Annotated in this window: 24 protein-coding genes; 17 read left to right on the forward strand and 7 right to left on the reverse strand. The window is 69.9% G+C overall.

From position 1 onward, the window contains the following. Positions 1-18: 18 nt before the first annotated feature. From AC3WLZ_RS03145 to AC3WLZ_RS03160, 4 genes are all read left to right on the forward strand, one after another. On the forward strand, positions 19-876 hold the full coding sequence (locus tag AC3WLZ_RS03145; RefSeq protein ID WP_492469015.1) for an LLM class flavin-dependent oxidoreductase: 858 nt from the start codon (positions 19-21) through the stop codon (positions 874-876). After that, entirely contained in the window at positions 873-1,931 is a 1,059-nt protein-coding gene (locus AC3WLZ_RS03150; RefSeq protein WP_492469016.1) for a BMP family ABC transporter substrate-binding protein, read from the forward strand. Before AC3WLZ_RS03145 ends, AC3WLZ_RS03150 begins: the two co-directional genes overlap by 4 nt. Positions 1,932-1,935: 4 nt before the next feature. Continuing rightward, positions 1,936-2,874: an EamA family transporter RarD gene (gene rarD, locus AC3WLZ_RS03155; RefSeq protein ID WP_492469017.1), complete on the forward strand. Its 939-nt coding sequence runs from the start codon at positions 1,936-1,938 to the stop codon at positions 2,872-2,874. A 137-nt stretch (positions 2,875-3,011) separates the two neighbouring features. After that, positions 3,012-4,295, forward strand: coding sequence for an ABC transporter substrate-binding protein (locus AC3WLZ_RS03160; protein WP_412923638.1), 1,284 nt, complete (start codon positions 3,012-3,014; stop codon positions 4,293-4,295). A 191-nt stretch (positions 4,296-4,486) separates the two neighbouring features. Here AC3WLZ_RS03160 and AC3WLZ_RS03165 read toward each other — a convergent pair whose 3' ends face one another. From AC3WLZ_RS03165 to AC3WLZ_RS03185, 5 genes are read right to left on the reverse strand one after another with little or no spacing between them, the layout of a single operon-like run. Next, a complete protein-coding gene (locus AC3WLZ_RS03165; protein WP_492469018.1) occupies positions 4,487-5,293 on the reverse strand; it encodes a hypothetical protein in 807 nt (268 codons plus the stop codon). A 35-nt stretch (positions 5,294-5,328) separates the two neighbouring features. Then, positions 5,329-6,105: an ABC transporter ATP-binding protein gene (locus AC3WLZ_RS03170; RefSeq protein WP_492469019.1), complete on the reverse strand. Its 777-nt coding sequence runs from the start codon at positions 6,103-6,105 to the stop codon at positions 5,329-5,331. Next, positions 6,105-7,037: an ABC transporter ATP-binding protein gene (locus AC3WLZ_RS03175; protein ID WP_412923641.1), complete on the reverse strand. Its 933-nt coding sequence runs from the start codon at positions 7,035-7,037 to the stop codon at positions 6,105-6,107. Before AC3WLZ_RS03175 ends, AC3WLZ_RS03170 begins: the two co-directional genes overlap by 1 nt. Further along, positions 7,030-8,010, reverse strand: coding sequence for a branched-chain amino acid ABC transporter permease (locus tag AC3WLZ_RS03180; RefSeq protein WP_412923642.1), 981 nt, complete (start codon positions 8,008-8,010; stop codon positions 7,030-7,032). The genes AC3WLZ_RS03175 and AC3WLZ_RS03180 overlap by 8 nt, the downstream gene beginning before the upstream one ends. A gap of 11 nt (positions 8,011-8,021) precedes the next feature. Beyond that, positions 8,022-9,371, reverse strand: a complete 1,350-nt coding sequence (locus AC3WLZ_RS03185) for a branched-chain amino acid ABC transporter permease (RefSeq protein WP_412923643.1) — start codon at positions 9,369-9,371, stop codon at positions 8,022-8,024. Positions 9,372-9,621: 250 nt separating this feature from the next. Here AC3WLZ_RS03185 and guaB point away from each other — a divergent pair, with 250 nt between their 5' ends. The 9 genes from guaB to AC3WLZ_RS03230 all read left to right on the forward strand — a co-directional run bounded on the left by guaB (position 9,622) and on the right by AC3WLZ_RS03230 (position 19,390). After that, complete coding sequence (gene guaB / locus AC3WLZ_RS03190; protein ID WP_412923644.1) at positions 9,622-11,124, forward strand: IMP dehydrogenase; 1,503 nt, start codon at positions 9,622-9,624, stop codon at positions 11,122-11,124. Between the two features lie 74 nt (positions 11,125-11,198). Next, positions 11,199-11,861 (forward strand): TMEM175 family protein, encoded by a 663-nt coding sequence (locus AC3WLZ_RS03195; protein WP_412923645.1) that lies wholly within the window; start codon positions 11,199-11,201, stop codon positions 11,859-11,861. Positions 11,862-12,005: 144 nt separating this feature from the next. Then, positions 12,006-13,121, forward strand: a complete 1,116-nt coding sequence (locus AC3WLZ_RS03200; protein ID WP_412926101.1) for a GuaB3 family IMP dehydrogenase-related protein — start codon at positions 12,006-12,008, stop codon at positions 13,119-13,121. A 13-nt stretch (positions 13,122-13,134) separates the two neighbouring features. Beyond that, positions 13,135-14,004 carry an SURF1 family protein gene (locus AC3WLZ_RS03205; protein WP_492469020.1) on the forward strand — a complete coding sequence of 290 codons (870 nt, stop codon included), beginning with the start codon at positions 13,135-13,137 and terminating at the stop codon, positions 14,002-14,004. Positions 14,005-14,014: 10 nt separating this feature from the next. Next, positions 14,015-14,536, forward strand: a complete 522-nt coding sequence (locus AC3WLZ_RS03210) for a DUF3817 domain-containing protein (RefSeq protein ID WP_412923649.1) — start codon at positions 14,015-14,017, stop codon at positions 14,534-14,536. Further along, a complete protein-coding gene (gene guaA / locus AC3WLZ_RS03215; RefSeq protein WP_492469022.1) occupies positions 14,533-16,113 on the forward strand; it encodes a glutamine-hydrolyzing GMP synthase in 1,581 nt (526 codons plus the stop codon). Before AC3WLZ_RS03210 ends, guaA begins: the two co-directional genes overlap by 4 nt. Positions 16,114-16,346: 233 nt before the next feature. After that, on the forward strand, positions 16,347-17,561 hold the full coding sequence (locus AC3WLZ_RS03220; RefSeq protein ID WP_492469023.1) for an MFS transporter: 1,215 nt from the start codon (positions 16,347-16,349) through the stop codon (positions 17,559-17,561). A 27-nt stretch (positions 17,562-17,588) separates the two neighbouring features. Then, entirely contained in the window at positions 17,589-18,041 is a 453-nt protein-coding gene (locus tag AC3WLZ_RS03225) for a nitroreductase family deazaflavin-dependent oxidoreductase (protein ID WP_412923652.1), read from the forward strand. Beyond that, positions 18,038-19,390, forward strand: coding sequence for a glycosyltransferase (locus AC3WLZ_RS03230; protein ID WP_492469024.1), 1,353 nt, complete (start codon positions 18,038-18,040; stop codon positions 19,388-19,390). Before AC3WLZ_RS03225 ends, AC3WLZ_RS03230 begins: the two co-directional genes overlap by 4 nt. Before the next feature lie 31 nt (positions 19,391-19,421). On the opposite strand, the gene ligD is transcribed toward AC3WLZ_RS03230, so the two are convergent. After that, on the reverse strand, positions 19,422-20,645 hold the full coding sequence (gene ligD / locus AC3WLZ_RS03235) for a non-homologous end-joining DNA ligase (protein WP_492469025.1): 1,224 nt from the start codon (positions 20,643-20,645) through the stop codon (positions 19,422-19,424). A 195-nt stretch (positions 20,646-20,840) separates the two neighbouring features. Beyond that, entirely contained in the window at positions 20,841-21,725 is an 885-nt protein-coding gene (locus tag AC3WLZ_RS03240; RefSeq protein ID WP_412923655.1) for a Bax inhibitor-1/YccA family protein, read from the reverse strand. A 143-nt stretch (positions 21,726-21,868) separates the two neighbouring features. Between AC3WLZ_RS03240 and AC3WLZ_RS03245 the strand changes: the two genes are divergently transcribed. Genes AC3WLZ_RS03245 through AC3WLZ_RS03260 form a run of 4 tightly spaced genes read left to right on the forward strand, consistent with a single transcriptional unit; the run spans position 21,869 to position 25,932 of the window. Further along, positions 21,869-22,858 carry a glycerophosphodiester phosphodiesterase family protein gene (locus tag AC3WLZ_RS03245; RefSeq protein WP_492469026.1) on the forward strand — a complete coding sequence of 330 codons (990 nt, stop codon included), beginning with the start codon at positions 21,869-21,871 and terminating at the stop codon, positions 22,856-22,858. A 46-nt stretch (positions 22,859-22,904) separates the two neighbouring features. Next, complete coding sequence (locus tag AC3WLZ_RS03250) at positions 22,905-23,837, forward strand: NAD(P)/FAD-dependent oxidoreductase (protein ID WP_492469027.1); 933 nt, start codon at positions 22,905-22,907, stop codon at positions 23,835-23,837. 53 nt (positions 23,838-23,890) lie between these two features. After that, a complete protein-coding gene (locus AC3WLZ_RS03255) occupies positions 23,891-24,856 on the forward strand; it encodes an ABC transporter ATP-binding protein (protein WP_492469028.1) in 966 nt (321 codons plus the stop codon). Next, a complete protein-coding gene (locus AC3WLZ_RS03260) occupies positions 24,853-25,932 on the forward strand; it encodes an ABC transporter permease (protein WP_412923659.1) in 1,080 nt (359 codons plus the stop codon). The genes AC3WLZ_RS03255 and AC3WLZ_RS03260 overlap by 4 nt, the downstream gene beginning before the upstream one ends. Positions 25,933-25,937 lie beyond the last annotated feature (5 nt).

The raw sequence follows: 25,937 nt of genomic DNA on the forward strand, positions 1-25,937 counted from the left end.
AAAGGGAGGACCCCGCCCGTGAAAGCCCTGGACCCGACGGCGCCGCTCGCGGTGAATGTCATGCCCCACGACGCACGCCACGTCGTCGCCCGCGCGGTCGAGGCGGATCGACGGGGAATTCCCCGCTTCGTCCTGCCGGACGCGGGCCGGTCCACGCGCGATCCCTGGGTGACGCTAGGCGCGGCGGGCGCGATGACGGATGCCATCCGCCTCGGCGCGATCACGAATCCGCTGACTCGTCGGCCCGAGGTGACCGCCGGCGCGCTGCAGACACTCGCCGAGCTCACCGGTGGGCGCGCGTTCGTGATCCTCGCCGTCGGCGGTGCGGTGCAACTCGCGGGGATGGGTGTGCCGCGCCCGGCGGATATCGAGACTCTCGCGGAGGCGGCGGCGCTCGTGCGCGCCGCCGACGCGGGGGAGGTCTGGGTGGCGACCAAGGGGCCGCGAACGATCCGCGCCGTGTCCGGGACCGCCGACGTCATCCTGCTGTCGGGAATCCCGTTCCCCCTGATCGCCGAGGTCGCCGCCCGGACGCGGGAGATCACCGGCGCGAGGGTCGCCTTCACGCTGCACCACTTCTTCGACGCCGCTTCGCGGGCGGCATCCGGGGAGAGGCTGGTCTACGAGATGACGAACATGCGTCCCGAGTATGCGGCGGCCGGCGGTGTGGATGAGGCTCTGCGCGCGGACGTGCTCGCGACCCTCCGCACAGCGGGTCCCCTGGCGGCGGGCGCCCGCATCCCCGACGACGTACTCGGCCGGTTCGCTCTCGGTCCCGACCACCCCGACCCGGTCGGGAGTTCCGCCGAGCTCGCGGCGGCTTTCGGGGTCGATGAGCTCGTGCTGCCCGAGGCCTCGATCTTCCGGTCCGCATGATCCGCGCGACGTGGCTCCACGCGAACGGTCTCGACGCCTGGTGGGGGCACACGCACGCGCTCGCGCGCCGCGGTGCGGAAGACCACTTCAGCTCCGCACTCCACGCGCGCGCGTGGAGCGACCTCGGCGAGGGCGAGCGCTGGCTCGAGGCGGCGCGGGAAGCGGGGGCGTCGTCCGACGTCGTGTTCGTCTGCGACGCGGCCGTCGAGCCGCTCGTGGCGGAGGTGGCCGAGGAGTTTCCCGCCGTGCGCTTCGTGCACTGCCAGGGGCGGCGCCCCACCGAGAACGTGTCGGTCTACCGCGCCGCACGCGATCAGCACGCGTTCGTCTCGGGGATGCTGGCCGGGGCCGCGACCCGCAGCGGGGTGATCGCCGCGATCGAGGGGATGCCGTCGCCGCACGATCGACGATTCACGGGAGCATGGGTCCTCGGCGCGCGGGCCACCCGCGCCGATGTCCGCGTCCTCGTCGAGTGGGTCGGCTCCTACCGCGCCCACGATCAGGACGAGCGCGAGCGCACGGCGGTCGAGCGGGTCCGCGCGGCGGGGGCGGACGTCGTCGGCGGCAACCTCACGGAGAACCCCGCCGCGGTGCGAGCCGCGCTCGAGGCCGGACTGAGGGTCAGCGGGCACGATCCACGGGGTGCCGACGTCCCCGGCATCCTGGATTGCGCCTTCCTCGACTGGACCCCCTTCGTCATCGACGTGATCGAACGCGTCCGAGCGGGACGCGCGATCCCGAGCGACAGATGCCTCCGCGCGTCGGACGGCGTCGTGCGCAACTCCGCTCCCGCCGCGGATCTTCCCGTCGCGGCTCGGGACGCGGCCGACCGGGTGTCGCGTGCGCTGGCGGCGGGGCGCTTCGACATCTGGGCAGGACCCCTCCGCGACAGCGGCGGCCGACTCCGGGTGGCGGACGGCGAGAGTCTGGCGGTCGGAGTCACGGAGCCCCGGGACGCCCCGTCGGCGCGGGAGAGGTACCTGGATTCGCCCGCGTTCAACTGGTTCCCCGAAGGGGTGATCGAGCTGCCGCCGCTCGGGCGGCCTCTAGGCTGACACCGTGACCCCCGCCCCACAGCCCGCCTCGGGAGCCGTCCGCGGCGGCCTCTTCGCTTTCTCCGCGTACCTGCTGTGGGGGGTGCTTCCGCTGTACTTCTTGCAGTTGGCGCCGACCGGTCCGTGGGAGATCGTGGCGTGGCGCATCGCTCTCTCGCTGGTGTTCTGTCTGCTCCTGCTCACGGTGCTGCGCGCGTGGCGTCCGTTCCTCGCGATCGTCCGCCAGCCCCGGTTGCTCGGGCTCACCGCGCTCGCGGGCCTCCTCATCTACGTCAACTGGCAGACGTACGTCTACGGGGCGCTCACGGGCCACGTCATCGAGACGAGCCTCGGCTACTTCATCAACCCGATCGTCACCGTGCTGCTCGGTGTGACCGTTCTGCGCGAGCGGCTGCGCCCGGTCCAGTGGATCGCGATCGGTCTGGCCGTCGCCGCGGTGATCGTGATCGTCGTCGGGTACGGCAGCTTCCCGTGGATCGCACTCACCCTCGCCGTGTCGTTCGGTGTCTACGGCCTGGTGAAGAAGCAGATCGGGCCCTCGGTGGATGCCGTCAGCGGCCTGACGCTCGAATCCCTCTGGCTCCTCCCGGTCGCGGTGGTCCAGCTCGTCGTCGTGGGTGTCACGACGGGGCTGACGATGGGGGCCAACGGCTCGGTGCACACGGTCCTTCTCCTGGCGGCCGGTGCCGTCACCGCGATACCCCTGCTGCTCTTCGCCGCGGGAGCCCGCCGTGCCCCGCTCACCGTGATGGGACTGATTCAGTTCGTGGCGCCCATCATCCAGTTCGCGATCGGCGTGTGGCTCCTTCACGAGCCCATGACGCTCGAGCGCTGGATCGGGTTCGGTCTGGTCTGGGTCGCCCTGGTCGTGCTGAGCGTGGACTCGTTGGTCGCGGCGCGGCGGCGCCGCGCCTCCGTCTCGGATGTCACGGAGCCCGTCTAGGGGCGTTATGCCGCTGTGACCTGGGCGACCCACATCGTTAACGAACGGCAACACGGCGAAAACGTGGGGGCCGTTAGGTTTAGGACACCAGACGGCACCCCTGTGCCGTCGAACGTTCATCCACAGCAAGGAGCACTATGAGCGTCTTCACGCGCACGCGTGCCGGCAAGGTCCTGGGCGGCATCGCCCTGGTCGGTGCCAGCGCGCTCGTCCTCGCCGGTTGCGCCGGTGGTGGCGGCGACGCCGCAGACCCCAGCGCATCGTCCGACGGGGGCGCCGTGTCGAAGTCCGACGGGACCTTCAGCGTCGGCACGATCCTCCCCGCCACCGGAAACCTCGCCTTCCTCGGCCCGCCCGAGGTCGCCGGCGTGAAGCTGGCGATCAAGGACATCGAAGCCACCGGCGACGCGTTCCCGTTCACCACCAAGCTCACCGAGCGTGACTCGGGTGACACCACGACCGACATCGCCACCCAGTCGGCGACCGAGCTCGTCGACGCCGGCGCCGATGTCGTCATCGGTGCGGCTTCCTCGGGTGTGTCGTTCACGTTCGTCGACCAGCTGGTCAACGCGGGCATCGTTCAGATCTCGCCGGCCAACACGTCGCCGGACTTCACCACGTACGCCGACGACGGCTACTACTGGCGCACGGCTCCCTCGGACGTCCTCCAGGGTCGCGTGCTCGGTAACCTCATGGTCGGTGACGGTGCGGCGAACGTCGGCATCATCTACATCAACGACCCGTACGGCACGGGCCTGAAGGACAACGCCACCAAGGCCATCGAGGCCGCCGGCGGCGAGGTCTCGGTCGCTGTCCCGTACAACCCGGGTGACACGGTGTTCACCTCGCAGGTCGACCAGCTGCTCGCGGCGAAGCCCGACGCCATCGCCGTGATCGCGTTCGAGGAGACCTCGTCGATCATCCCGCAGCTCGTCAACACGCAGGGCTTCCCGGGGTCGAAGGTCTACTTCGTCGACGGCAACCTGTCGAACTCGTACGAGTTCCAGCCCGGCACCCTCCAGGGTGCCAAGGGCACCCTGCCCGGTAACCCGGCCGACACCGAGTTCCAGAGCCGCCTCCTCGAGATCGACCCGTCGCTGACCGACTTCAGCTACGCGCCGGAGTCGTACGACGCGGTCATCGTGGCGGCCCTGGCCGCGGCTCAGGCCAAGGACGACTCGGGCACGGCGATCCGTGACAACCTGCAGTCGGTCACCGAGGGCGGCGAGAAGTGCACCACCTTCGCCGACTGCCTCGCGCTGATCAACGACGGCAAGGACGTCGACTACGACGGTGTCTCCGGCCCGATCACGTTCGACGAGAACGGTGACCCGACCGAGGCGTACATCGGCATCTACCAGTACGGTGCCGACAACAAGTACACCCTGCTGAACACGGAGTTCGGCTCGCTCAACGAGTGATCTGACCCGTTCGAAGGGCCCGGATGCCACGGCATCCGGGCCCTTCTTCGTTGCCCCATCAGCGCGAAACCGCATCCAGCCGACATCCCCCGTGCGGTCTGCCGCGGTCTTGTCGGCGAGATGAAGTCTCGACGTGTCATGGGCGCGGCGTTGGGCCGGGGAGGGGCGCCGGTGCCGGGGACGGAGTCGGGTCAGGGGGAGGGCGTGAGGCCGCAGGCAGCGGCCGTGAACTCCAGCAGAGCGTCGGCGACGGACTGCGGCCGTTCGAGCGACACGACGACCTCGCGACCGTCGACGCGGGCGACGAGGTCGAACAACGTGCCGACCTTGTCCTCGGCGATCGCGTGCGGGTCGCATCGTCGCGGCGTCACCGTGACGGAGATGGTCGAGGGGCCGTCGTCGGCGGCGACGGGCGTGTCGAGCGTCGCCTCCTCTCCCGCGGCGAAGTGCAGGAGGGGAGTACCGCGCAGGGCGACGAGTTCGATCCGGCCGTCGCCCCCGGCGGTCGGCGTGATCGAGAGCGTGAGATCGGCCGTGCCGTCCGCCCGCGCGGACACCGCCGTGGCCTCGATGCGGGCAATCGCGCCCAGGGCGTCGCGGTCGCACTGCGCCGCGCCCAACCGCGGCAGGATGCCGAGCGGGTCGTCCGCCGTGACGTCAGCGCTTCTCGTGCCGCCCGTGGAGTCGATCTCGAGGGTGACCGACGCCGTGCCGCCGTCCGAGGCGCAGCGAAGTGCGGGGAGAGCCACGGGGAGGTCGATGACGCGGCCGGGGCCGATCACCTCCGTGCGATGCGCCGCCCAGGCCGCGGGCTCGGACAGGGCAGCCCAGGTGAGCGTCGCGCCGGAGACGACGAGTGTCTCGGTCGAGCCGTTGTCTACCCGCAGCTGGACGCGTCCGGGGGCGATGTCGCCGCGCTGCTGGATGACCGAGACGGTCAGCCCCTCAGGGAGTGCGGGAGGAGCGTCCGCGGAGCATCCCGCGAGGGCGACACCCACCAGGGTGAGCGTCGCCCCCACGGGGCGCGCGCGGCTCAGGCTTCGCTCTCCCGTGCGTCGCGCTTGGCGTCCTCGTCGGCCGCCAGGGTGCCCAGGTACAGCTCGATGACACGGGGGTCGGTGAGCAGTTCGCGTCCGGTGCCGGTGTATGCATCCTTGCCCTGGTCGAGGACGTACGCCCGGTGGCAGATCTGCAGGCAGCGGCGGGCGTTCTGCTCGACCATGATGATCGTCACGCCGGCGCGGTTGATCTCCGCGACGCGCAGGAACGTCTCGTCCTGCCGGACCGGGGACAGGCCCGCCGACGGCTCGTCGAGGAGCAGGACCGACGGATCCATCATGAGCGCGCGGCCCATCGCGACCATCTGACGTTCACCGCCGGACAGCGATCCGGCCCGCTGTCGCCGTCGCTTGGCGAGCTCGGGGAAGAGGCCGGTGACGAACTCGAAGCGCTCGGCGAAGACCTTGGGGCGCTGGAAGAGCCCCATCTGCAGGTTCTCCTCGATCGACAGGCTCGGGAACACGTTGTTGTTCTGCGGAACCATGCCGACGCCCTTGCCGACGAGCTTGTCGGCCTTCAGCGCGGTGATGTCCTCGCCGTTGAGCAGGACGGCTCCGCCGCGGATCTTCACTTGACCGAAGATCGCCTTCAGCAGCGTCGACTTGCCGGCGCCGTTCGGGCCGATGATGCCGATGAGGTCGCCCTGGTAGGCATCCACGGTGCAGCCGTTGAGGATATTCACCCCGGGCAGGTAGCCGGCGACGAGGTCGTCGGTGCGCAGCACCGCGGTGCGGGTGGCGGTGTCGGTCATCAGAGCTTTCCGTCCTTCTCGTCGGCGACGAGAGCGGCCTCGGCCTCGGCGGCGGCCTCGGCCTCGATCGTCTCGATCTGCGAGGTGGTCATGTCGCCGAGGTCGGTGTCGTGGTGCGCGCCGAGGTAGGCGTCGATGACGGCCTGGTCGCTCATCACGGTCTCGGGCGGACCCTCGGCGACGACGCGTCCTTCTGCCATCACGACGACCCAGTCCGAGATGTGGCGGACCATGTGCATGTCGTGCTCGACGAAGAGCACCGTCATCCCCTCCTTCTTGAGGTCGAGGATGTGACCGAGGAGGCTCTGCGTCAGCGCGGGGTTCACGCCGGCCATGGGCTCGTCGAGCATGACCAGCGTCGGGTCGCTCATGAGGGCGCGAGCCATCTCGAGGAGCTTCCGCTGACCGCCCGAGAGCGATGCCGCGAAGTCTTCGCGCTTGGCATCCAGCTTGAAGCGCCGCAGCAGGTCGTCGGCACGCTCGGTGTTGGCCTTCTCCTGCGAGCGCCAGATCGAGGGGATCAGGGCGCGGAAGATGTTCTCACCCTTCTGCCCGCGGGCGCCGAGCAGCATGTTCTGCAGCACCGACAGGCGGCCGAGCGACTTCGTCAGCTGGAACGTGCGGACCATGCCCTTGCGGGACACCTTGAACGCGGGGACGCTGGCGAGGTTGGATCCCTCGAAGCTCCACTGTCCGGTGTTGGGCTTGTCGAACCCGGTGAGCAGGTTGAACAGCGTGGTCTTCCCGGCGCCGTTCGGTCCGATGAGGGCCGTGATCTGCCCGCGCGGGATCTCGAGGTGGTCGACGTCGACGGCCTTCAGGCCGCCGAACTGACGGGTGACTCCGTCGGCGACGACGATGGGATCGACCTTCGCGCAACCGGGGCCGACCTCGCCCTTCACCAGGGGGTGGGTGACGGTCGTGTCAGACATTGAACGACAGCTCCTTCTTGTTGCCGAAGATGCCCTGTGGTCGGAAGATGACCAGGAGCATCAGCCCGATCCCGACGAGGATGAAGCGCACCTGACCGGTCTGGGTCGAGCTCATGAAGCCCAGGATGCCGACATCGCGGAGTCCGACGATGATGCCGTTCGACAGCGACAGCAGCACCCAGAAGAGCGCGGCGCCCACGATGGGGCCGAGGAGGGTCGCGGCGCCGCCGAGCAGCAGTGCGGTCCAGATGAAGAACGTCAGTGCGGTGCCGTAGTTCCCCGGTTGCACGGCGCGGGGGAGGATGAAGACCACTCCGGCGAGACCGCCCATCACACCACCGAGGACGAGCGCCTGCATCTTGTAGGAGTAGACGTTCTTGCCGAGGCTGCGCACGGCATCCTCGTCTTCCCGGATGCCCTTGACGACGCGGCCCCACGGGCTCCGCATGAGCAGCCAGACGAGCAGGGTCGCGAGGATCACGAGACCCCAGCCGAACACGCGCACCCACCAGTCGTTCGCCGAGTAGGTCCACGGCCCGATGCCGTAGGTGCCGCCGGGCAACGGGTTGAGGTTCTGGAACTCGCGGTTGTAGCCGTTGAGGCCCTGCGAGCCACCGGTGATGTCGGTGAGTCCCACGGTCGAGACGACGTAGCGGACGATTTCGGCCGCGGCGATGGTCACGATCGCGAGGTAGTCCGCTCGGAGCCGCAGGGTCGGGATGCCGAGGATGAAGGCGAACAGCACCGAGGCCACGATCGCGATCAGGATCGCGAGCCATACGGGCGCCGAGAACGACAGCGTGGCGATGGCGAAGGCGTACGCGCCGACCGCCATGAAGCCGGCCTGGCCGAAGTTGAGCAGGCCCGCGTAGCCGAAGTGGACGCTCAGGCCGATGGCGGCGAGGGCGTAGGCCGCGGTGGTCGGGCTGATGAGCTCGCCCGCGGCGTTGTTGAGAATCGAAAGCCAGTCCATGTCGTTCTTCCTCAGCCGATCCGCTCTTTACGACCGAGCACACCTTGCGGCCGGAACAGCAGCACGCCGATGAGCACGATCAACGCCACCGCGTACCGAAGGTCCGGGGGGATGACGATGGTGGACATTTCCGTGATGATGCCGATGATCAGCGAGCCGACGAGAGCACCGAAGGCGCTGCCCAGGCCACCCAACGTCACGGCCGCGAACAGCAGCAGCAGGATCGCGAAGCCCATGTCCCACGTGACACCGCGGTAGAGGCCGTACAGGACGCCGGAGAGGCCCGTGAGCGCTCCCGCCAGCACCCACACGATGCGGATGACCCGGTCGACGTTGATTCCGGATGCCGCCGCGAGCGAGGCGTTGTCGCTGACCGCACGCGTCGCCTTGCCGATCCGGGTGCGGGTCAGGAAGTAGGCCACCGCCGCGAGCATCACGACGCTGACGCCCATGCTGATGAGGGACGTGAGCGTGATGGTCACGGGACCGATCGTGACGTTGTCGGTGATGCCCGTGTCGATGTTCCGGGTGCCGCCGTCGAAGAAGTACAGGTACAGGTATCGCAGAACGATCGACAGACCGATCGTCACGATGAGCACCTGGACCAACCCCACCCCGCGTTTACGGAGGGGTTTGAACAGCACGGCATCCTGCGTCCATCCGAGCGCCGCGGACAGGGCAACGGTGAGCAGGACCGCGAGAAGCAGGTTCCACCCCAGCGACGTGAAGACGTAGAAGATGATGGCGCCGAAGGTCAGCATCTCGCCGTGGGCGAAGTTGTTGACTCCGGTCGTTCCGAAGATGAGCGAGATGCCGATCGCGGCGAGAGCGAGCAGCAGACCGAAGTTCAGGCCGTAGATGAAGCGCGAGAACAGCGTGTCCCAGATGGACCCGGTCGCCACGGTGCCTTCGCCCGTCGGGAAGAGGACGTTCACGGTGTTCGTGGTTCCGACCGTCACTTCGCGCGTGACGTTGTCGGGGTCGCGCGGAGCGACGCCGTCGGGCAGCGACTCGACGTTGAGCTCTGCCGTGTACGTGCCCGGTCCCGGGACGGCCACCGACCAACGCCCGTCCGCTCCGGTGGTGCCGACCTCCGAGAAGCCGGAGCCCTCGACGGAGATCTCGACGCCCTCGACGGGTTCGCCCTCGGATTGGATGATGCCGCCGATGGTGAACTGCGTCGCCACGTCGACCGCGCCGGGGCTCCCGGACGGTGTCGGCGAAGGCGTCGTCTGGGCATGGGCTGGTGAGGCCAGGACGAGGCTCAGCACGGCGATCGCGCTCGCGAGGAGCGAGACGAGCAGGACGGCTGGGCGGGCAAGGGTGCGCGATCGTGTCGCGGTGGGGGAGGAATGACCCACGGAGTCTCCAGTTCGGCAACGCTGACGAGGTCGTTTCGTCAGCTTCGACGATCGACGCTACGAGCGTAATGTGTCATCGGTGTTTCGCAGACCGCCTCGTTAGCGAACCGTGTCGTGGTGACGGAGCTCCCGGGGCGGTTTCCCGGGAATGTTTCCGCCGTCCGGGCGCTTAGAATTCAGGGCAGGGCGCGTTGCGCGCACCGGCCGACGTCGTCCTTTTCGAGCAGGCGCCGCGCGCGCAGGAGGATCCATGGAGCAGCACGACCCCTTCGGTTTCATCGGACTGACGTACGACGACGTCCTTCTCCTGCCGGGACACACCGACGTCATCCCCAGTGAGGCCGACACGTCGTCGCGCCTCACCCGTCGGATCACCGTGGCGACGCCGCTGCTGTCTTCCGCGATGGACACGGTGACCGAGGCGCGCATGGCGATCGCGATCGCCCGCCAGGGTGGCATCGGCATCGTGCACCGCAACCTCTCGATCGAGGACCAGGCGGCCATCGTCGACCAGGTCAAGCGCAGCGAGTCGGGAATGGTCTCGAACCCCATCACCACGACCCCGGATGCCACGGTCGCCGAGGTCGACGCGATGTGCGCGCAGTACCGCATCTCCGGTCTCCCGGTCGTCGACCCCGACGGTGTGCTCGTCGGCATCATCACGAACCGCGACATGCGCTTCGTGTCCGGCTTCGAGCGTCAGACCACCCTCGTGAAGGACGTCATGACCAAGGACGGTCTGATCACCGGTCCCGTCGGCATCCACGCGAACGACGTCATCGCGACTTTTGCGAAGCACCGCGTCGAGAAGCTGCCCCTCGTGGACGACGAGGGCAAGCTCGCCGGGCTCATCACCATCAAGGACTTCGACAAGAGCGAGAAGTACCCCCTCGCGACCAAGGACGAGCAGGGCCGCCTGCGCGTCGGCGCGGCGATCGGCTTCTTCGGTGACGCCTGGCAGCGTGCCGAGGCCCTCCGCGACGCCGGTGTCGACGTCCTCGTCGTCGACACGGCCAACGGCCAGTCCGCGGGCGTCATCGACATCGTGCGCCGTCTGAAGGCCGACGCGTCGTTCGACCACGTCGACGTCATCGGCGGCAACGTCGCCACGCGCGAGGGCGCCCAGGCGCTCATCGACGCGGGTGTGGATGCCGTGAAGGTCGGCGTCGGACCGGGCTCGATCTGCACCACTCGCGTCGTGGCGGGCGTCGGCGTGCCGCAGGTCACCGCCATCTACGAAGCGGCGCAGGCCGCGATCCCCGCCGGCGTCCCCGTGATCGCCGACGGCGGGCTGCAGTACTCCGGTGACATCGCCAAGGCCCTCGTGGCCGGTGCCGACACCGTCATGCTCGGTTCGCTCCTCGCCGGCACCGACGAGTCGCCCGGCGAGATCGTCTTCCAGGGCGGCAAGCAGTTCAAGCAGTACCGCGGCATGGGGTCGCTGGGTGCGCTGCAGACCCGCGGCAAGAAGACCTCGTACTCGAAGGACCGTTACTTCCAGGCCGATGTCCCCAGCGACGACAAGCTGATCCCTGAGGGCATCGAGGGCCAGGTTCCCTACCGTGGGCCGGTTGCCGCGGTGGCGTACCAGCTCATCGGTGGCCTGCGCCAGTCGATGTTCTACGTCGGCGCGCGCACGGTCGAAGAGCTCAAGACCAAGGGCAAGTTCGTGCGGATCACCTCCGCGGGTCTGAAGGAGTCGCACCCGCACGACGTGCAGATCGTCGTCGAGGCGCCGAACTACAAGAAGTAGTCGCTTTTCTTCGACGGGCCGGGCAGGCGACTGCCCGGCCCGTCGTCGTTCACCGGCGGGTCTACGCTGTCCGCATGATCCGGCGCGAGAGGCATCCTTCGGTCACCGTTTCGGCGCGACGAACCGAGGCGTACACGGACGGCGTCTTCGCGATCGCGGCGACGCTGCTCGTCCTGGACCTCACCTCGAAGTCGCTCGGAGAAGTGACGTCCGATGCCGATCTCGCGAACGGGCTCCTGGATCTCCTCCATCCGGTGTTCTCGTTCGTCATCAGTTTCCTCGTGCTGTGCATCATGTGGATGACGCATGTGCGGCAGTTCGAGTGGATCGTCCGAATCGACAACGCGGGGATGTGGATCAACAACCTGCGGCTGCTTCTGGTCGTCCTGGTCCCCTTCACCACGTCGCTCGACACCGATTACTCCGACTATCTGCTCGGCCGCGTGCTGCTGCCGGTGAACTTCTTCCTCGCGATCCTGGTGGGCTGGCTGCAATGGACGTGGGCCCTGCGTTCGGGCGCGATCCCCGATCTCTCCCGCGAGGACGCGCGCCGGCTCGGCCGAGCCGCGCTGAGCGCGGTCATCATCAGTGGGATGGCGGTCGCGGTGAGTCCGCTGGTGGGGTCGGCTGGATTCCTCCTCTTTTTCCTCGACGGCCCCCTCACCCGCGTTCTGCGTGGAGCGGACGCCCCGACGGATTCCGTCACGTCGGACGGGTCTGAGCCGCGAGAGACCTGAGCGGATCGGAGATCTTCGACGCGTGCTTCCCCACAGGCAAGGTGCGGGTGCTGCCGATGGCGCCGCGCGCGGATGAACCGTGGTGACGAACCAGACGAGGACGCGGACCGGCAAAATGTGGGCGGGTAGGCTGGGGGAGTGACCATGGAGATCGATCTCGGCCGCGCCAAGCGTGCCCGCCGCGCCTACACCTTCGACGACATCGCCGTCGTTCCGTCGCGCCGCACGCGCAACCCGGAGGACGTGTCGACGGCGTGGACCATCGATGCCTTCCCCTTCGAGATCCCGGTGCTCGGCGCGCCGATGGACTCGGTCGTGAGTCCGCGCACGGCGATCGAGCTCGGCCGTCTCGGCGGCCTCGGCGTGCTCGACCTCGAGGGACTGTGGACGCGCTACGACGACCCCGAGCCGCTGCTCGCGGAGATCGCTGGCCTGCCCGACTCGGCGGCGACGCGGCGGATGCAGGAGCTGTACTCCGAGCCGATCAAGCCCGAGCTCGTCCGCGACCGCCTCGCCGAGGTCCGTGCCGCCGGAGTCACCGTCGCCGGCGCCCTGACGCCGCAGCGTACGCAGGATCTCTATGAGACCGTCGTCGCCGCGGGCGTCGACCTCTTCGTCATCCGCGGTACGACCGTCTCGGCCGAGCACGTCTCGAGCGTCGCGGAGCCGCTGAACTTGAAGAAGTTCATCTACGACCTCGATGTCCCGGTGATCGTCGGTGGCGCAGCGACCTACACGGCGGCCCTCCACCTCATGCGCACGGGGGCGGCGGGCGTGCTCGTCGGCTTCGGCGGCGGCGCCGCATCGACGACCCGCGCGACCCTCGGACTCCACGCGCCGATGGCGACCGCGGTCGCCGATGTCGCCGGCGCACGTCGCGACTACCTCGACGAGTCGGGCGGGCGCTACGTGCACGTCATCGCCGACGGTGGTGTGGGAACCTCGGGCGACATCGTGAAGGCGCTGGCCATGGGTGCCGACGCCGTCATGCTCGGCGTGGCGCTCGCTCGTGCGACGGATGCCCCGGGTCGCGGGTTCCACTGGGGCCCCGAGGCGCACCACGCCAAGCTGCCGCGCGGTCATCGCGTCGCCGTCGATCGCGTCGGTCCCCTCGAGCAGATCCTCTACGGCCCGGCCCCCGTGGCCGATGGCACCGCGAACCTCATCGGCGCGCTGAGGAAGTCCATGGCCACGACCGGATACTCCGACCTGAAGGAGTTCCAGCGCGTCGAGGTCGTCGTCGCCCCCTACGGACACTGACACCGGTGACCGTGTGACCTCCCCCACTGCGATCGAGCAGGAGCCCCGGCAGGTCTTCCCGCCGACCCTGCGCGAGGTCATGCTGCGCCCGCGCTGGCTGGCGCTGCTGGCGTTCTCGCTCGTGGTGGCGGGCGCCTTGGCGTGGTTGGGGCAGTGGCAGCTCGGACGTGCGATCGATACGGCCCCGTCCGAGCCGGGGCAGACCGAGATCGTTCGCCCGCTCGCGGATGTTGCCCAGCCGGGGCAGTACCTCGCGGATCCGCTCGTCGGTCAGCGGGTGGAGGCGACGGGGCAGTGGATCCCGGGAGACTTCCTGGTCGTCGCGTCTCGCTACAACGACGACGTCGAGGGGTACTGGGTCACCGGACAGCTGCGGCTCGACGGGGTCCCGTCGCCGACCTCGATCGCTGTCGCCCTCGGATGGACGCAGGATGCCGCCGCCGCGCAGAGCGCCGCGAATGAGCTCGAAGCGCAGGTCTCCGCCGACCCGAACACGTCGACCACGGTGACCGGTCGCCTCATCGCCGACGAGGGCCCCGCCCGGCCGCCGGCCGGAACCGATCCGCAGACCATGACGCGCATGTCTCCCGCGGTGCTTCTCGGGCGGTGGCACGACATCGACGGTGTCGCCGTGTATCGCCCGTACCTCGCCTCGCAGACGGCCATCGGGTCTGTGGATGCCATTGACTCCCCGGCCCCCGATGAGCGCTCCCGGGTCAACTGGCTCAACATCTTCTACGCCGCCGAGTGGGCCATCTTCGCCGGTTTCGCGTTGTACCTCTGGTACCGCCTCGCCCGTGATGCGTGGGAGAAGGAAGTGGAAGATCTCGAGGACGAAGAGTCCGGGGTCCTCGCGGCGGGTTCCGCGGAATCCCGCGACTAGACTGGCATCCATGCCCCGCGCCCCCAAGCTCGCCTCGTTCCCGGCGATCCGCGGAGCCCTGAAGTTCTACCAGATCTGCTCGATCATCACCGGTGTCGGCCTGCTTCTTCTGGTCGCCGAGATGATCGTGAAGTACACGCCCATCCACAAGGAACTGTTCCTGGGCGGGTCGGGTGGCTTCCTGTGGTTCGCGGATGCCATCCCCGGTCCGGGATGCCAGTGGTTCTCGCTGTTCGTTCCCGGCGGCAGCGGCTGCGAGATCCTGTCCACCGGCGACGGCCTGAACATCTCGCTCGCGATCCTCGTGGTCCACGGCTGGTTCTACGTCGTGTACCTGTTCTCGTGCTTCCGCGTGTGGAGCCTCATGCGCTGGCCGTTCTCCCGCTTCGTGTTCCTCGCGCTCGGCGGCGTCGTGCCCTTCCTCTCCTTCATTCTCGAGGTGCGCACCGCCCGCCGCGTGCGCGCCTATCTCGCCGAGCGCGAAGCCGCCGAGGCATCCGCTCCCGTCCCCGCCCCGGAAGGACCCCGGTGACCGAACAGACCGAAACGTCGCAGCGTCCCGTCCTCGTCGTCGACTTCGGCGCCCAGTACGCCCAGCTGATCGCGCGCCGCGTCCGCGAGGCGGGTGTGTACAGCGAGATCGTCCCGCACACAGCCACGGCCGACGAGATCGCGGCGAAGAACCCGGTGGGGATCATCCTCTCCGGCGGCCCGTCGTCGGTATACGAAGAGGGGGCGCCGCGCCTCGACGAGGCCGTGTTCGACCTCGATGTCCCGACGCTCGGCATCTGCTACGGCTTCCAGGTCATGGCGCAGGCGCTCGGCGGCGAGGTCGCGAACACGGGCCTGCGCGAGTACGGCGCGACGGATGCCACGGTCGTCACCGAAGGCACGCTGCTCGAGGGACAGCCCGCCGAACAGAACGTGTGGATGAGCCACGGCGACCAGGTCTCGCGCGCCCCCGAGGGCTTCGAGGTGCTCGCACGCACCGCGCACACTCCGGTCGCCGCCTTCGCGAACGACACCCGTCGTATGTACGGGGTGCAGTGGCATCCCGAGGTCAAGCACACCGACCACGGCCAGCACGTGATCGAGAACTTCCTCCACAAGGCCGCCGGTCTGCCGGCCGACTGGAACAGCGGCAACGTCATCGCCGAACAGGTCGCGCGCATCCGCGAACAGGTCGGCACCGGTCGCGTGCTGTCCGCGCTGTCGGGCGGCGTCGACTCCGCCGTCTCGACCGCTCTCGTGCACGAGGCCGTCGGCGACCAGCTCGTCGCGGTGTTCGTCGACCACGGCCTTCTCCGCAAGGGTGAGCGCGAGCAGGTCGAGAACGACTACGTCGCCTCGACCGGCGTGCGTTTGATCACGGTCGACGCGCGCGAGACGTTCCTCAACGCCCTCGCCGGTGTCAGCGACCCCGAAGAGAAGCGCAAGATCATCGGCCGCGAGTTCATCCGCGCGTTCGAGAAGGTGCAGGCCGACCTGATCGCCGAGGCGAAGGCCGATGGCGAGCCCATCCGCTTCCTCGTCCAGGGCACGCTGTACCCCGACGTCGTGGAGTCGGGCGGGGGCGCGGGCACCGCGAACATCAAGTCGCACCACAACGTCGGCGGCCTGCCGGAAGACCTGCAGTTCGAGCTCGTCGAGCCGCTGCGCACCCTCTTCAAAGACGAGGTCCGCGCGATCGGTCGCGAGCTGGGCCTCCCCGAGGCGATCGTCGGCCGCCAGCCCTTTCCGGGGCCCGGTCTTGGCATCCGCATCGTGGGCGAGGTCACCGCTGACCGCCTCGAGATCCTGCGTGATGCCGACGCCATCGCCCGCGCCGAGCTGACCAAGGCCGGCCTGGATGCCGAGATCTGGCAGTGCCCCGTCGTGCTGCTGGCCGACGTGCGCTCGGTCGGCGTCCAGGGCGACGGCCGCACCTACGGTCACCCGATCGTGCTGCGTCCCGTCTCCAGTGAGGACGCGATGACCGCCGACTGGACGCGTCTGCCCTACGACGTCCTGTCCAAGATCAGCAACCGCATCACCAACGAGGTGCGCGAGGTCAACCGCGTGGTGCTCGACGTGACGTCGAAGCCGCCGGGGACGATCGAATGGGAGTAGGCGTTCCGCCTGCTCCCGCGCCGACATCGTCGGCCGACTACGGGGCATCGTCCTCGGATCGAGAACAGGGCCCCTACCCCGATCGACCCGAGGACGATGCCCCTTCGTCGTCCGTCGGTGTCGGCGCTCTGTCGGTCCGCTGAGTGGGGAGCGCGGCCGGTAGGCTGACGGCGTCGGCGATCAGCCCTCGGGAATCTCCCGGGTTCGTCCGGCCAGAACGGCACAGGTCTCCCATGGCCCGTATCGACTTCTCAGGCTACCGCGACGTGCTGCGGGCCACCGGGGCTCCGTGGTTCACCCTCGCCGGATGGGTGGCTCGCTTTCCGCGCGGCACCCTGAGCCTCGGGATCATCCTTCTCGTCCAGACCGCGACGGGGAGCTTCGCGCTCGCGGGCGCCGTGGGTGCGGCGTTCGTGGTGGGCATGGCGCTCGCCGGGCCCCTCTGGTCCCGGACCATGGACCGGCGCGGACAACGGTCCGTGCTCCTGATCTCGGCGGGCACTCTGACGGTGTCGGTCTCGGCGCTCCTGTGGGCGGTGCTGTCGGCGACGCCCGTGGCGACCTGGTTCGTCCTCGCGGTCATCGCCGGGGCCGTCTCCGTCGACGTCGGACCCGCGGTCCGCGCGCGCTGGAGTGCCCTGGTACCGCGCACGCAGCGCCACAGCGCCTTTGCTCTGGAATCGATCGCCGACGAGAGCGTCTTCGTGATCGCGCCGCCGGTGCTGACCTTCATCGCCGCCGCGTCGGCGCCGCAGGCCGGGATCGCCGTCGTCGTCCTCGTGGGGGCGGTGGGCCTCGTCTGGCTCGGCCTCCTGAGCCGGTCGCAGCCGCCCCTCGTCCCGGCGAGCGGACGCCGCGTCCGCCTGGTCCCACCCGTCGGCATCCTCCCGGTGACGATCGCGTGGATCGGGGTGGGCGCGATGTTCGGCTCCTTCGACGTGACGAGCATCGCGTGGGCGGAACGCTCCGGCACACCGTGGCTCGCGGGGGTCATGATGGCGTCCCTCGCCGTCGGGAACACCGCGGGCGCGCTGGTGTACGGCGCGCTTCGCCCCCGGGCGTCGCTGCGGTCCCGCTGGCTGTGGAGCAGTGCGGCGCTCGCCGTGGCGTGTCTCGCGCTCCCGGTTGCCGCCGACGGTGCGCTCGCGCTCCTCGTGGCCGCGGTGGTCGGCGCTCTCGTCGGCCCGGTCCTGGTGACGGGGTTCGCGCTCGTGGAATCACGCGCAGACCGCGATCGCGTCACGGAGTTGTTGGCGTACCCGTCCCTCGGCGTGGGAGCCGGCATCCCGATCGGCTCCACGGCCGCCGGCCTGGGGCTGGATGCCGCGGGTCCCGCCCTCGGGTTTACCGTGATGGCCGTGAGTTGCGTGGCCATCCTCGTTTTCGGGGTGGTCGGGGAGCTCCTGCTGTCGATGAGGTCGCCGGAGGCATCCGTCCGCACGTCGTGACACGAGCGAGTGCGGGAGGATGGGGGCATGAGTGAGAGGTTCGTGCGCCCGACCCGGGTCGACACCGTTTTCAACGCCGCGGTCGCGGCCCTCACCCGGCTCGGTCTGCCCCTCGCGGGCAGTCGTGTCCTTGCGGTGCGCGGACGCGCCTCGGGGGAGTGGCGGACCACCCCGGTGAACCCGCTGCGGGTCGGCGGGGAGCGGTATCTCGTCGCTCCGCGCGGCACCACGCAGTGGGTGCGTAATCTTCGGGCGGCCGGTGGCGGCGAGCTGCGAGCCGGTCGGTCGGTCGAAGTGTTCCGAGCAGAAGAAGTCCCGGATGCCGAGAAGCCGCCGATTCTGCGCGCCTACCTCGTCGCGTGGGCGTGGGAGGTCGGCCGCTTCTTCGAGGGCGTCGACAAGAACTCCCCGGACGAGCGGCTGCAGGAGATCGCCCCCGGATTCCCCGTCTTCCGGCTGCGCTCCGAGGGTCGTCGATGACCGGGTTCCCCGACGCGTGGTACCTGATCCTCTCGAGCCGACTCATCCCCGACCTCGACGGCGGATACACGATCTCGACGCTCGCGCGGGCACGACAGATGGCGGATGCCGGGGCCTCGGCCTTGCTGCTCACGGTCGATCCCGGCCCCGCCGAGGCCCACGCCGAGCACCGCGCCGAGTTCGTGCGCCGCGGTGCGGCGGGGGCATCCGAGGTGTTCCGGAATCTGTTCGACGAGGCCGCCGATCCCGACGGTGGGGCGGCGGAGTGGCTGCGCGCGGCCGCGCGGACGGGGGAGGCCGACCCGGCGCTCGAGTACCGGAGCGTCGCAGCGGGGGCGATCGATCTGCCGAACGTCGTCGACCCGAACTGGCACCTGGCCACGGCCCCCATCGTCGTGCGGGACGGGGCAGGGCGCGCGATCGGCGTGATCGACGGGTTCGGCGCGCTGTACCGCGCGTGGCTCGGCGACGTCGTCGCAGGACTCCGCGCCGAAATCGAGCGCCCCGTCGTCGTGATCTGCGAGTCTCGGCAGCTGGGCGAGCTCATCGTCGGTTGGCAAGACCGCGACGTTCGCATCCTGCACACGATCCACACGATCCACCTCGAGCCCCCGTACACGGCGGATGCGTCCATGAACGCCCTGTGGGAACGGTGGTTCGCGGTGGCCCCGCGGTTCGACGCGGTGCTCTGGCCGACGCCCTGGCAGTTCGACGACGTGCGCGCCCGCTTCGGCGACGACCGGGTCGACGTCGTCGCACCGCACGGCATCTCGGCACCCGACGAGGTCGCGTACGCGGAGGACGGTCCCGTCGTGATGCTCGGGCGCCTCGCGCCGGGGAAACGTCTCGACCACGCGATCCGGGCTTTCGCGCACGTCGTCGACCAGTTGCCCGACGCGCGGCTGGAACTCTGGGGCGCGGGTGCGGGACGCGATTCACTCGAGGCGCTGGTGGCCGACCTGGGCCTCGAGGATGCCGTGTCGCTCCCGGGGCTGACCCTCGATCCGGATGCCGTTCTCGACTCCGCGGCCGTGTACCTCACGACGTCGGCGTTCGAAGGGCAGGGGCTCGCGCTCGCCGAAGCCCTCGCGCACGGGGTCCCCGTCGTGGCCTACGACATCCGCTACGGCCCGCGCGACATGCTCGCCCGAGGGGGCGGCATCCTCGTGCCCGACGGCGACGAGCGAGCGCTCGCCGACGCCCTCGCGCGCCTCCTCACCGACGCCGCGTTGCGTCGGCGGCTCGCTGCCGAGGCGCGCGCGGCCGCCGCGGCGCTCGCCCCCGAGCGCGCGATGGAGACCCTCGCCGCCGCGACCGCCGAGGCGTTGTCACGCCCGACGCGGCGGTAGCTCCGCACTCGAGATCGATGCGAGGGGCGGGTCAGGCGCGGCCGGCCCAGGGATCGTAGTCGGCGATCAGGGGCTCTTGCGGTGGGCGGGTGGCATCCGGGACGTGCTGAAGGTTCACGCGTACCCGGTACCAGAGCGAGCTCGAGCCGCGCATGCCGTCGACGAGGATGTCGGCCGGATGCAGCGCCGCCGTCGCCTCGGGATACCGACGCTTCCACTCCTCGAGGGCGTCGAGCGCCTCGGGCTTGGTCTTCGTGCGCGCCACCTCGATGAGCGGCATCGTCGATGCTCTCCGTCCCGACCCGTCGGAGCCGCGCGGGGGCTTCTCAGCGGGTCCCATCTCTTCGGCGAGGGCGAGCAGGCTCTCGAGCGATCCGGCGGCGGAGTCGATGCCCGCGTGGGGGTCGCCGATCGCGGCGAAACGTTCGGGCACGGTCAGCACGGTGAACTCCTCGGGTCGACGACCCCGCACTTCATCCCACGTGAGCGGCGTCGACACGCGAGCGTCGGGGAGCGCACGGACGGAGTACGCGGATGCCACCGTGCGGTCCTTCGCGTTCTGGTTGAAGTCGACGAAGACGCTCTCGCCGCGCTCCTCCTTCCACCACCGCGCCGTCGCGAGGCCGGGCGCGCGGTTCTCGACCTCGCGGGCGAGGGTCTCGGCGGCGCGACGCACCTCGGGGTACGCCCAGTCGGGTCGAAGACGCACGAGGATGTGCAGTCCACGCGAGCCGGAGGTCTTCGGCCAGCCGACCAGGCCGTGATCCTCGAGGACGTCGCGGGCCGTGAACGCCACGTCGACGATCTGCGCCCAGTCGACGCCGGGCATGGGGTCGAGGTCGATGCGCAACTCATCGGGGTGGTCGAGGTCTTCGGCGCGCACCGGATGCGGGTTGAGGTCGAGGCATCCGAGGTTCACGATCCACGCGAGACCCGCGGCGTTGCGCAGGACCGTCTCCTCGGCCGACGTGCCCGAGGCGTAGTGCAGAGTCGCGGTGTCGATGAAGTCGGGATGGTTCTCGGGCACCCGCTTCTGGAAGAACGGCTCCTGGTCGAGGCCCTTCGTGAAGCGCTTGAGGACCATCGGACGGCCGCCCGCTCCGCGCAGCGCTCCGTCGGCGACCGCGAGGTAGTAGCGCACGAGGTCGAGCTTGGTGAGACCGGGCTCGGGGAACACGACGCGGTCGGGACTCGTGACGCGGACCTCGTGATCGTCGACGTCGAGAACCGTCGGGGGCGTCTTGGCGGGGCTCATGCCGCGAGGTTAGTCCCGTGGCATCCGCGGCGTCCGCCCCTTGCGGGACGCGCGGCGCGCAGGCGTCGAGTGTCCAAGACGCGCCGTGTGCCGCCGACCGGATACGGCGTGTCTTGGACACTCGATGAGAGGAGGACCTGAGGAAACGACGGAGGGCCGCCCCAAATGGGACGGCCCTCCGCGTGAAGCGGTGCGTCAGTTGTTGCCGCGGAGGATCGCGAGGATGCGCAGGATCTCGACGTACAGCCACACGACGGTGACCATGATGCCGAAGGCGCCGACCCAGCCGTAGACCCGCGGGGCGCCGTTGCGGACACCGCGCTGGATCTGGTCGAAGTCGAGCACGAGCGAGTACGCGGCCATGATGACCACGAAGACGCCGATGATGAGACCGAGCGGGATGCCGAAGATCTCGATGCTGCGCAGGCCGAACGCGCCACCGGCGAGCGGGACGTTGAAGAGCATCAGACCGAGGTTGACCAGGCTGAACACGAGGTAGCCGACCATGGCGATCAGGAAGATCTTGGTGGCGCGGGCGGAGGCGCGGATCTTGCCGCTCGCGAAGAGCGCGAGGGTCACGCCGACGACCGACAGCGTGGCCAGGGTGGCCTGGACGACGATGCCCGGGTAGAGGAACTCGAAGAACGCCGAGATGCCACCGACGAACAGGCCCTCGAACGCTGCGTAGGCGATGAAGACGGGGACGGACGGCTTCTTCTTGAAGATCGCGACCATCGCCAGCACGAAGCCGCCGAGACCGCCGATGACCATCGGCAGAACGTTCGGGCTGGGGTTGGCGACCGTGACGGTGCTCATCGTCCAGATCCAGCCGACGACGGCGGTCACGATGAGAACGGCGAAAAGGCCGAGGGTCTTGAAGACGGTGTCTTCGACCGTCATCCGGTCGGTCTGCACCGCGCCCGCGGACGGGGCCGAGTACATGCCCTCGATGTTCGCCGTCTCAGCGGCCGCAGCGGCTGCGGTCGTCGACGCGGCGGGCGGGGGGCTGTAACGGGTCTGGGCTCCGCCACGAGGGTCCTGGAACGCCGGGGTATTGAATGCCGGGTTGTTGAGGGCCACAGGGACTCACACTCCAATTGCTGGTGATCACAGCACCGTGCTGTGAAACAACACTAGCTGAGCAGGCCGTGAGAATCCTTGTGTCGACTGGGATTCTGCTTTGAGCGCAGGACCCTCTGAGGGGCCGCCGGTAGCCTGGCGCGGTGCCTGTCGAGCGCCCCCTGATCATCGGCCACCGCGGTGCCCCGGGCTATCTTCCCGAGCACTCCCGCTCGTCCTATGCGCGCGCAATTTCCGCGGGAGTGGATGCCATCGAGCCCGATGTCGTGCCCACGAGAGACGGCGTGCTCGTGGTGCGGCACGAGAACGAGATCGGCTCGACGACGAATGTCTCCGCGCGGACGGAATTCGCGGAGCGCCGCCGCACCGCGGTCGTCGACGGTGAACGCCTGGACGGCTGGTTCACCGAGGACTTCACCTGGTCGGAGCTGCGGACACTCCGCTGTCGCGAGCGCATCCCGGCGATCCGTCCCGAGAGCGCGGCTCACGACGACGAAGACCCGGTGCTGTCCCTGCGCGACGTGCTCGACCTCGCCCGCGCCGGTGGTGTCGGGGTGGTGCTCGAGATCAAGCACGCGGCGTACTTCGCGCGCGCCGGGTCCGACATGGCGGAGCTCGTCGAGAGGGAGCTCCGGGATGCCGATTGGTGGGACGATCCGGCCCTGGTCATCGAGTCGTTCGAGCCGCTCGTGCTGCAGCGGCTGCGGGAGCGTGGCATCCCGGCCCCCCTCGTGCAGCTGATCGAAGCCGAGGGTGCGCCCTGGGACCTGCGCGAGCGCGACGGGTCGCGGGCGACGTCGTACGCGTCGATGCTCACCCCCGCGGGGCTGGACGCGCTCGCCGAGGCCGTCGACGGGATCAGCCCCGACAAGCGGCTGATCCTCGCTCCCGATCAGCGGGGTCGCATCGGCGGTCCCTCGCCGTTCGTCGCCGAGGCGCAGGGGCTCGGGATGCGGGTGTTCACGTGGACGTGCCGCCCCGAGAACCTGTTCCTGTTGCCGCCCTTCCGGCGCCCCGGGGATGCGGCGTCGTTCGGTGACTACGACCGCGAGTGGGCAGTGCTGCGCGACGCGAGGCTGGACGGGGTGTTCGTCGACCACCCCGACCTGGGCGTCGCGTTCTTCGGTTCCTAGGCGCAAGCCCCGCCCGCCGCGGGCTCGTCGCCGCCAGGATGGCGGGATGACGGTGGACGTGACGGTGGTCGGGGTCGGCATCTCGGGTCTCGCGTGTGCGCGGGTCGTGCGGGATGCCGGTCGGTCGGTGCGGGTGATCGACCGCGGGCGCCGGCCGGGTGGCCGGCTCGCGAGCCGGACCCTCGACGGGCGTGCCGTCGACCTCGGCGCCTCGTACTTCGTCGTCGGCGATGACGACGCCGGGTTCGCCCGTGTTGTGGCCGGCTGGGAGGCCCGCGGGATCGCACGCGCCTGGACGGACACGTTCTCGGCGTTCGATGCGGACGGCGCTGAGACACGGAAGACCGGGCCGATGCGATGGGCGGCCCCGGGCGGATCGCGGTCGCTCGTCCTGGATCTCGCCGACGGCGTGGATGTCGAATCGGGTCGCGAGGTCGAGAGCGTCGCCCCGTTCCGCGTCGACGGGGAGGATGCCGGTGAGGTGGTGCTGGCGATGCCCGAACCGCAGGCGCGGCGTGTGGTCGATGGCATCCCGGTCGCCCGGCAGGAATGGGAGGCCGTGATCGCCGTCGCGCTGCGGTGGGACGAGCGGCGTTGGCCCGCGGACCTGCACGGGGCCTTCGTGAACGACGATCCCGACGTCTCGTTCATCGCGGACGACGGCGACCGGCGTGGAGACGGGGCGCCGGTGCTCGTCGTCCACACGACCGGCGCCGCGGCGCGGCGGCACCTCGACGACCCGGACCGGGTGATCGCGCCCGTCGTGGCAGCGACCAGAAGGCTCCTCGGGATCGGGGTCGAGCCGGTCACGACGTTCGCGCACCGGTGGACCTTCGCCCGCCCCGCGGCGGCGACGGGAGAGCCGTTCTTCCGTTCCCCCGGCCTCTCTCTGTGCGGTGACGCGTGGGGCGCATCGGCGGCCGTCCGTACGGCGTGGTCGTCGGGCGACGCTCTGGGACACGCGATCGCGGCATCCTGAGTCCTGTCCCGGAAACCGCGGGGCGTGTCGGAGTGCGCCCATAGGGTGGAGGAATGGACGCAGGGGGCGCGGGCATCGAGGCACGACAGGTCAAACGGGCGTTCGGCGCCGTGACGGCGGTGGCGGACGTGACGTTCACCGCCGAGCCCGGGCGGGTGACGGGCCTGGTCGGGCCGAATGGGTCGGGCAAGACGACGCTGTTGCTCATGCTCGCGTCGCTGTTGCGGCCGGACCAGGGAGAGATGCGGATCGGCGGTGTCGACCCGGTGTCCGATCCGGCCGGCGCGCGCCGGCTCCTCGGGTGGATGCCGGACTCTTTGGGCGCGTGGCCGAGCCTCACCTCCCGCGAGGTGTTGATCGCCACCGCGCAGCTCTACGACCTGTCGCGCGCGGAGGCCCGAGAGCGCGCCGACCGCCTGCTCGACCTCGTCGATCTCGCCCCGCTCGCCGGTTCCGCGGCCCGCGTGCTCTCCCGCGGGCAGAAGCAGCGCCTGGCGCTGGCGCGGGCGCTCGTGCACGAGCCGCGCGTTCTCTTGCTCGACGAGCCCGCGTCCGGGCTCGATCCGCAGGCTCGCATCTCTCTCCGTGTGCTGCTGCGGCGACTCGCCGACGAGGGTCGCACGATCCTCATCTCCAGCCACGTGCTGTCGGAGCTCGAGGAAGTCGTCGACGACGCCGTATTCATGCTCGACGGTCGAACGGTCGGCCGCGATCGGGTGGCGGCGGCGACCACGCGCGTCCGCGTCTGGCGGGTGCGCATGGCCACCGACGCTTCGAGAGCGATCGGCTCCGACCGTGATGCCGTCGCCTCGGCTCTGGGCCGCGCGGTCGACGACGTCGGCATCGACCGTCGCGACCTGCTCGTGCCGTTCGCGGACGAGTCCGCGGCCGTCGCGGGCCTGCGCGCGGTGGTGGGAGCCGGCATCCCTGTCGTCGAGTTCGCCCCCGCCGTCGGCGATCTCGAACACGCTTTCCTCGACCTCCGAGGGGATGCCGCGACCGAGGGGAGCCCCGAATGAACTTCCGTCGTCTCGGCACCGTCATCGGTATCGACCTGCGTCAGCGGGTGCGCTCGGTCGGCTGGTACGTCCTGCTCGGCATCTTCGCCGTGATCCTGCTGGCCCTGCTGATGCTGTCCTTCTCGTCCTTCTCGCTGAGCACGGGCGGCAACGGCTGGTTCTATTCGCTGGTCATCATGTTCGTCCTCCTGCTCGTGCTGCTCGTGTCGCCCACGCTCAGCGGCAGCGCCGTCAACGGTGACCGGGATGCCGCGACCCTCGCGCCCGTGCAGGTGACGCTGGTGACGACGGCCGAGATCGTGCTCGGGAAGTTCCTCGCGGCGTGGATCTCGGGCCTGGCGTTCCTCGTCGTCGCGCTGCCGTTCCTCGTGATCGCGACGTTCGCCGGTGAGCTCAACCCGGCGGTCATCGCCTCGTCGCTCGGCATCCTGATTCTCGAGGTCGGCGTCGTGGCGGCGATCGGCGTCGGGGTGAGTGCGATCGTGGCGCGCCCCGTCTTCTCGGTGGCTGCGACGTACCTGCTGGTGGCCGCGCTGACACTGGGGACGCTGATCGCGTTCGGGCTCGGCGGGACGGCGCTGCGCACGGAGCAGACAGTCACCACGCGGGATGTGAACTGGGACGCCGTTCCCGTGGGCTGCGACCCCTTCCTCGAGAACGATGCGACCGAGTGTCCGCGGCCCGACGAGCTGGGGTGCACGACCTCGACCTACACGAGTGAGGTGCCGCGCTTCGACCGCGTATGGGGCGTGCTGGCGGCGAATCCGTTCGTCATCCTGGCGGATGCCACCCCGCCGACCTACGACGAGTACGGCAGCCCGTCCGACCTCTTCTCGCAGATCGCGTCCGGTGTCCGCCTCGCCCAGATCGCGCCCGACCCCGCGCCGTCCTACGACTCCTGCAATGGCGCGACGCTCACGAACGAGTCGATGGAGGACCGTATCGCGGGCACCGTTCCGAGCTGGTTCGTCGGCCTGTTCCTGCAGCTGCTGCTCGCTGCCGGACTCCTGGCCTGGGGCATCGCCCGCACGCGGACGCCCGCGCGGCGGCTGCCGCCGGGGACGCGTATCGCCTGACGCGT

This window comes from Microbacterium sp. FW305-3-2-15-F-LB2 (assembly GCF_058787255.1).

What these genes read in the sequence shown, in the direction of transcription:
- AC3WLZ_RS03150 (WP_492469016.1), top strand. Translation starts at nt 873, where the DNA reads ATGATCCGCGCGACGTGGCTCCACGCGAACGGTCTCGACGCCTGGTGG.
- AC3WLZ_RS03160 (WP_412923638.1), top strand. Translation starts at nt 3,012, where the DNA reads ATGAGCGTCTTCACGCGCACGCGTGCCGGCAAGGTCCTGGGCGGCATC.
- AC3WLZ_RS03170 (WP_492469019.1), bottom strand. Translation starts at nt 6,105, where the DNA reads ATGACCGACACCGCCACCCGCACCGCGGTGCTGCGCACCGACGACCTC.
- AC3WLZ_RS03175 (WP_412923641.1), bottom strand. Translation starts at nt 7,037, where the DNA reads ATGTCTGACACGACCGTCACCCACCCCCTGGTGAAGGGCGAGGTCGGC.
- AC3WLZ_RS03180 (WP_412923642.1), bottom strand. Translation starts at nt 8,010, where the DNA reads ATGGACTGGCTTTCGATTCTCAACAACGCCGCGGGCGAGCTCATCAGC.
- guaB (WP_412923644.1), top strand. Translation starts at nt 9,622, where the DNA reads ATGGAGCAGCACGACCCCTTCGGTTTCATCGGACTGACGTACGACGAC.
- AC3WLZ_RS03195 (WP_412923645.1), top strand. Translation starts at nt 11,199, where the DNA reads ATGATCCGGCGCGAGAGGCATCCTTCGGTCACCGTTTCGGCGCGACGA.
- AC3WLZ_RS03200 (WP_412926101.1), top strand. Translation starts at nt 12,006, where the DNA reads ATGGAGATCGATCTCGGCCGCGCCAAGCGTGCCCGCCGCGCCTACACC.
- AC3WLZ_RS03210 (WP_412923649.1), top strand. Translation starts at nt 14,015, where the DNA reads ATGCCCCGCGCCCCCAAGCTCGCCTCGTTCCCGGCGATCCGCGGAGCC.
- AC3WLZ_RS03220 (WP_492469023.1), top strand. Translation starts at nt 16,347, where the DNA reads ATGGCCCGTATCGACTTCTCAGGCTACCGCGACGTGCTGCGGGCCACC.
- AC3WLZ_RS03225 (WP_412923652.1), top strand. Translation starts at nt 17,589, where the DNA reads ATGAGTGAGAGGTTCGTGCGCCCGACCCGGGTCGACACCGTTTTCAAC.
- AC3WLZ_RS03230 (WP_492469024.1), top strand. Translation starts at nt 18,038, where the DNA reads ATGACCGGGTTCCCCGACGCGTGGTACCTGATCCTCTCGAGCCGACTC.
- ligD (WP_492469025.1), bottom strand. Translation starts at nt 20,645, where the DNA reads ATGAGCCCCGCCAAGACGCCCCCGACGGTTCTCGACGTCGACGATCAC.
- AC3WLZ_RS03250 (WP_492469027.1), top strand. Translation starts at nt 22,905, where the DNA reads ATGACGGTGGACGTGACGGTGGTCGGGGTCGGCATCTCGGGTCTCGCG.
- AC3WLZ_RS03255 (WP_492469028.1), top strand. Translation starts at nt 23,891, where the DNA reads ATGGACGCAGGGGGCGCGGGCATCGAGGCACGACAGGTCAAACGGGCG.
- AC3WLZ_RS03260 (WP_412923659.1), top strand. Translation starts at nt 24,853, where the DNA reads ATGAACTTCCGTCGTCTCGGCACCGTCATCGGTATCGACCTGCGTCAG.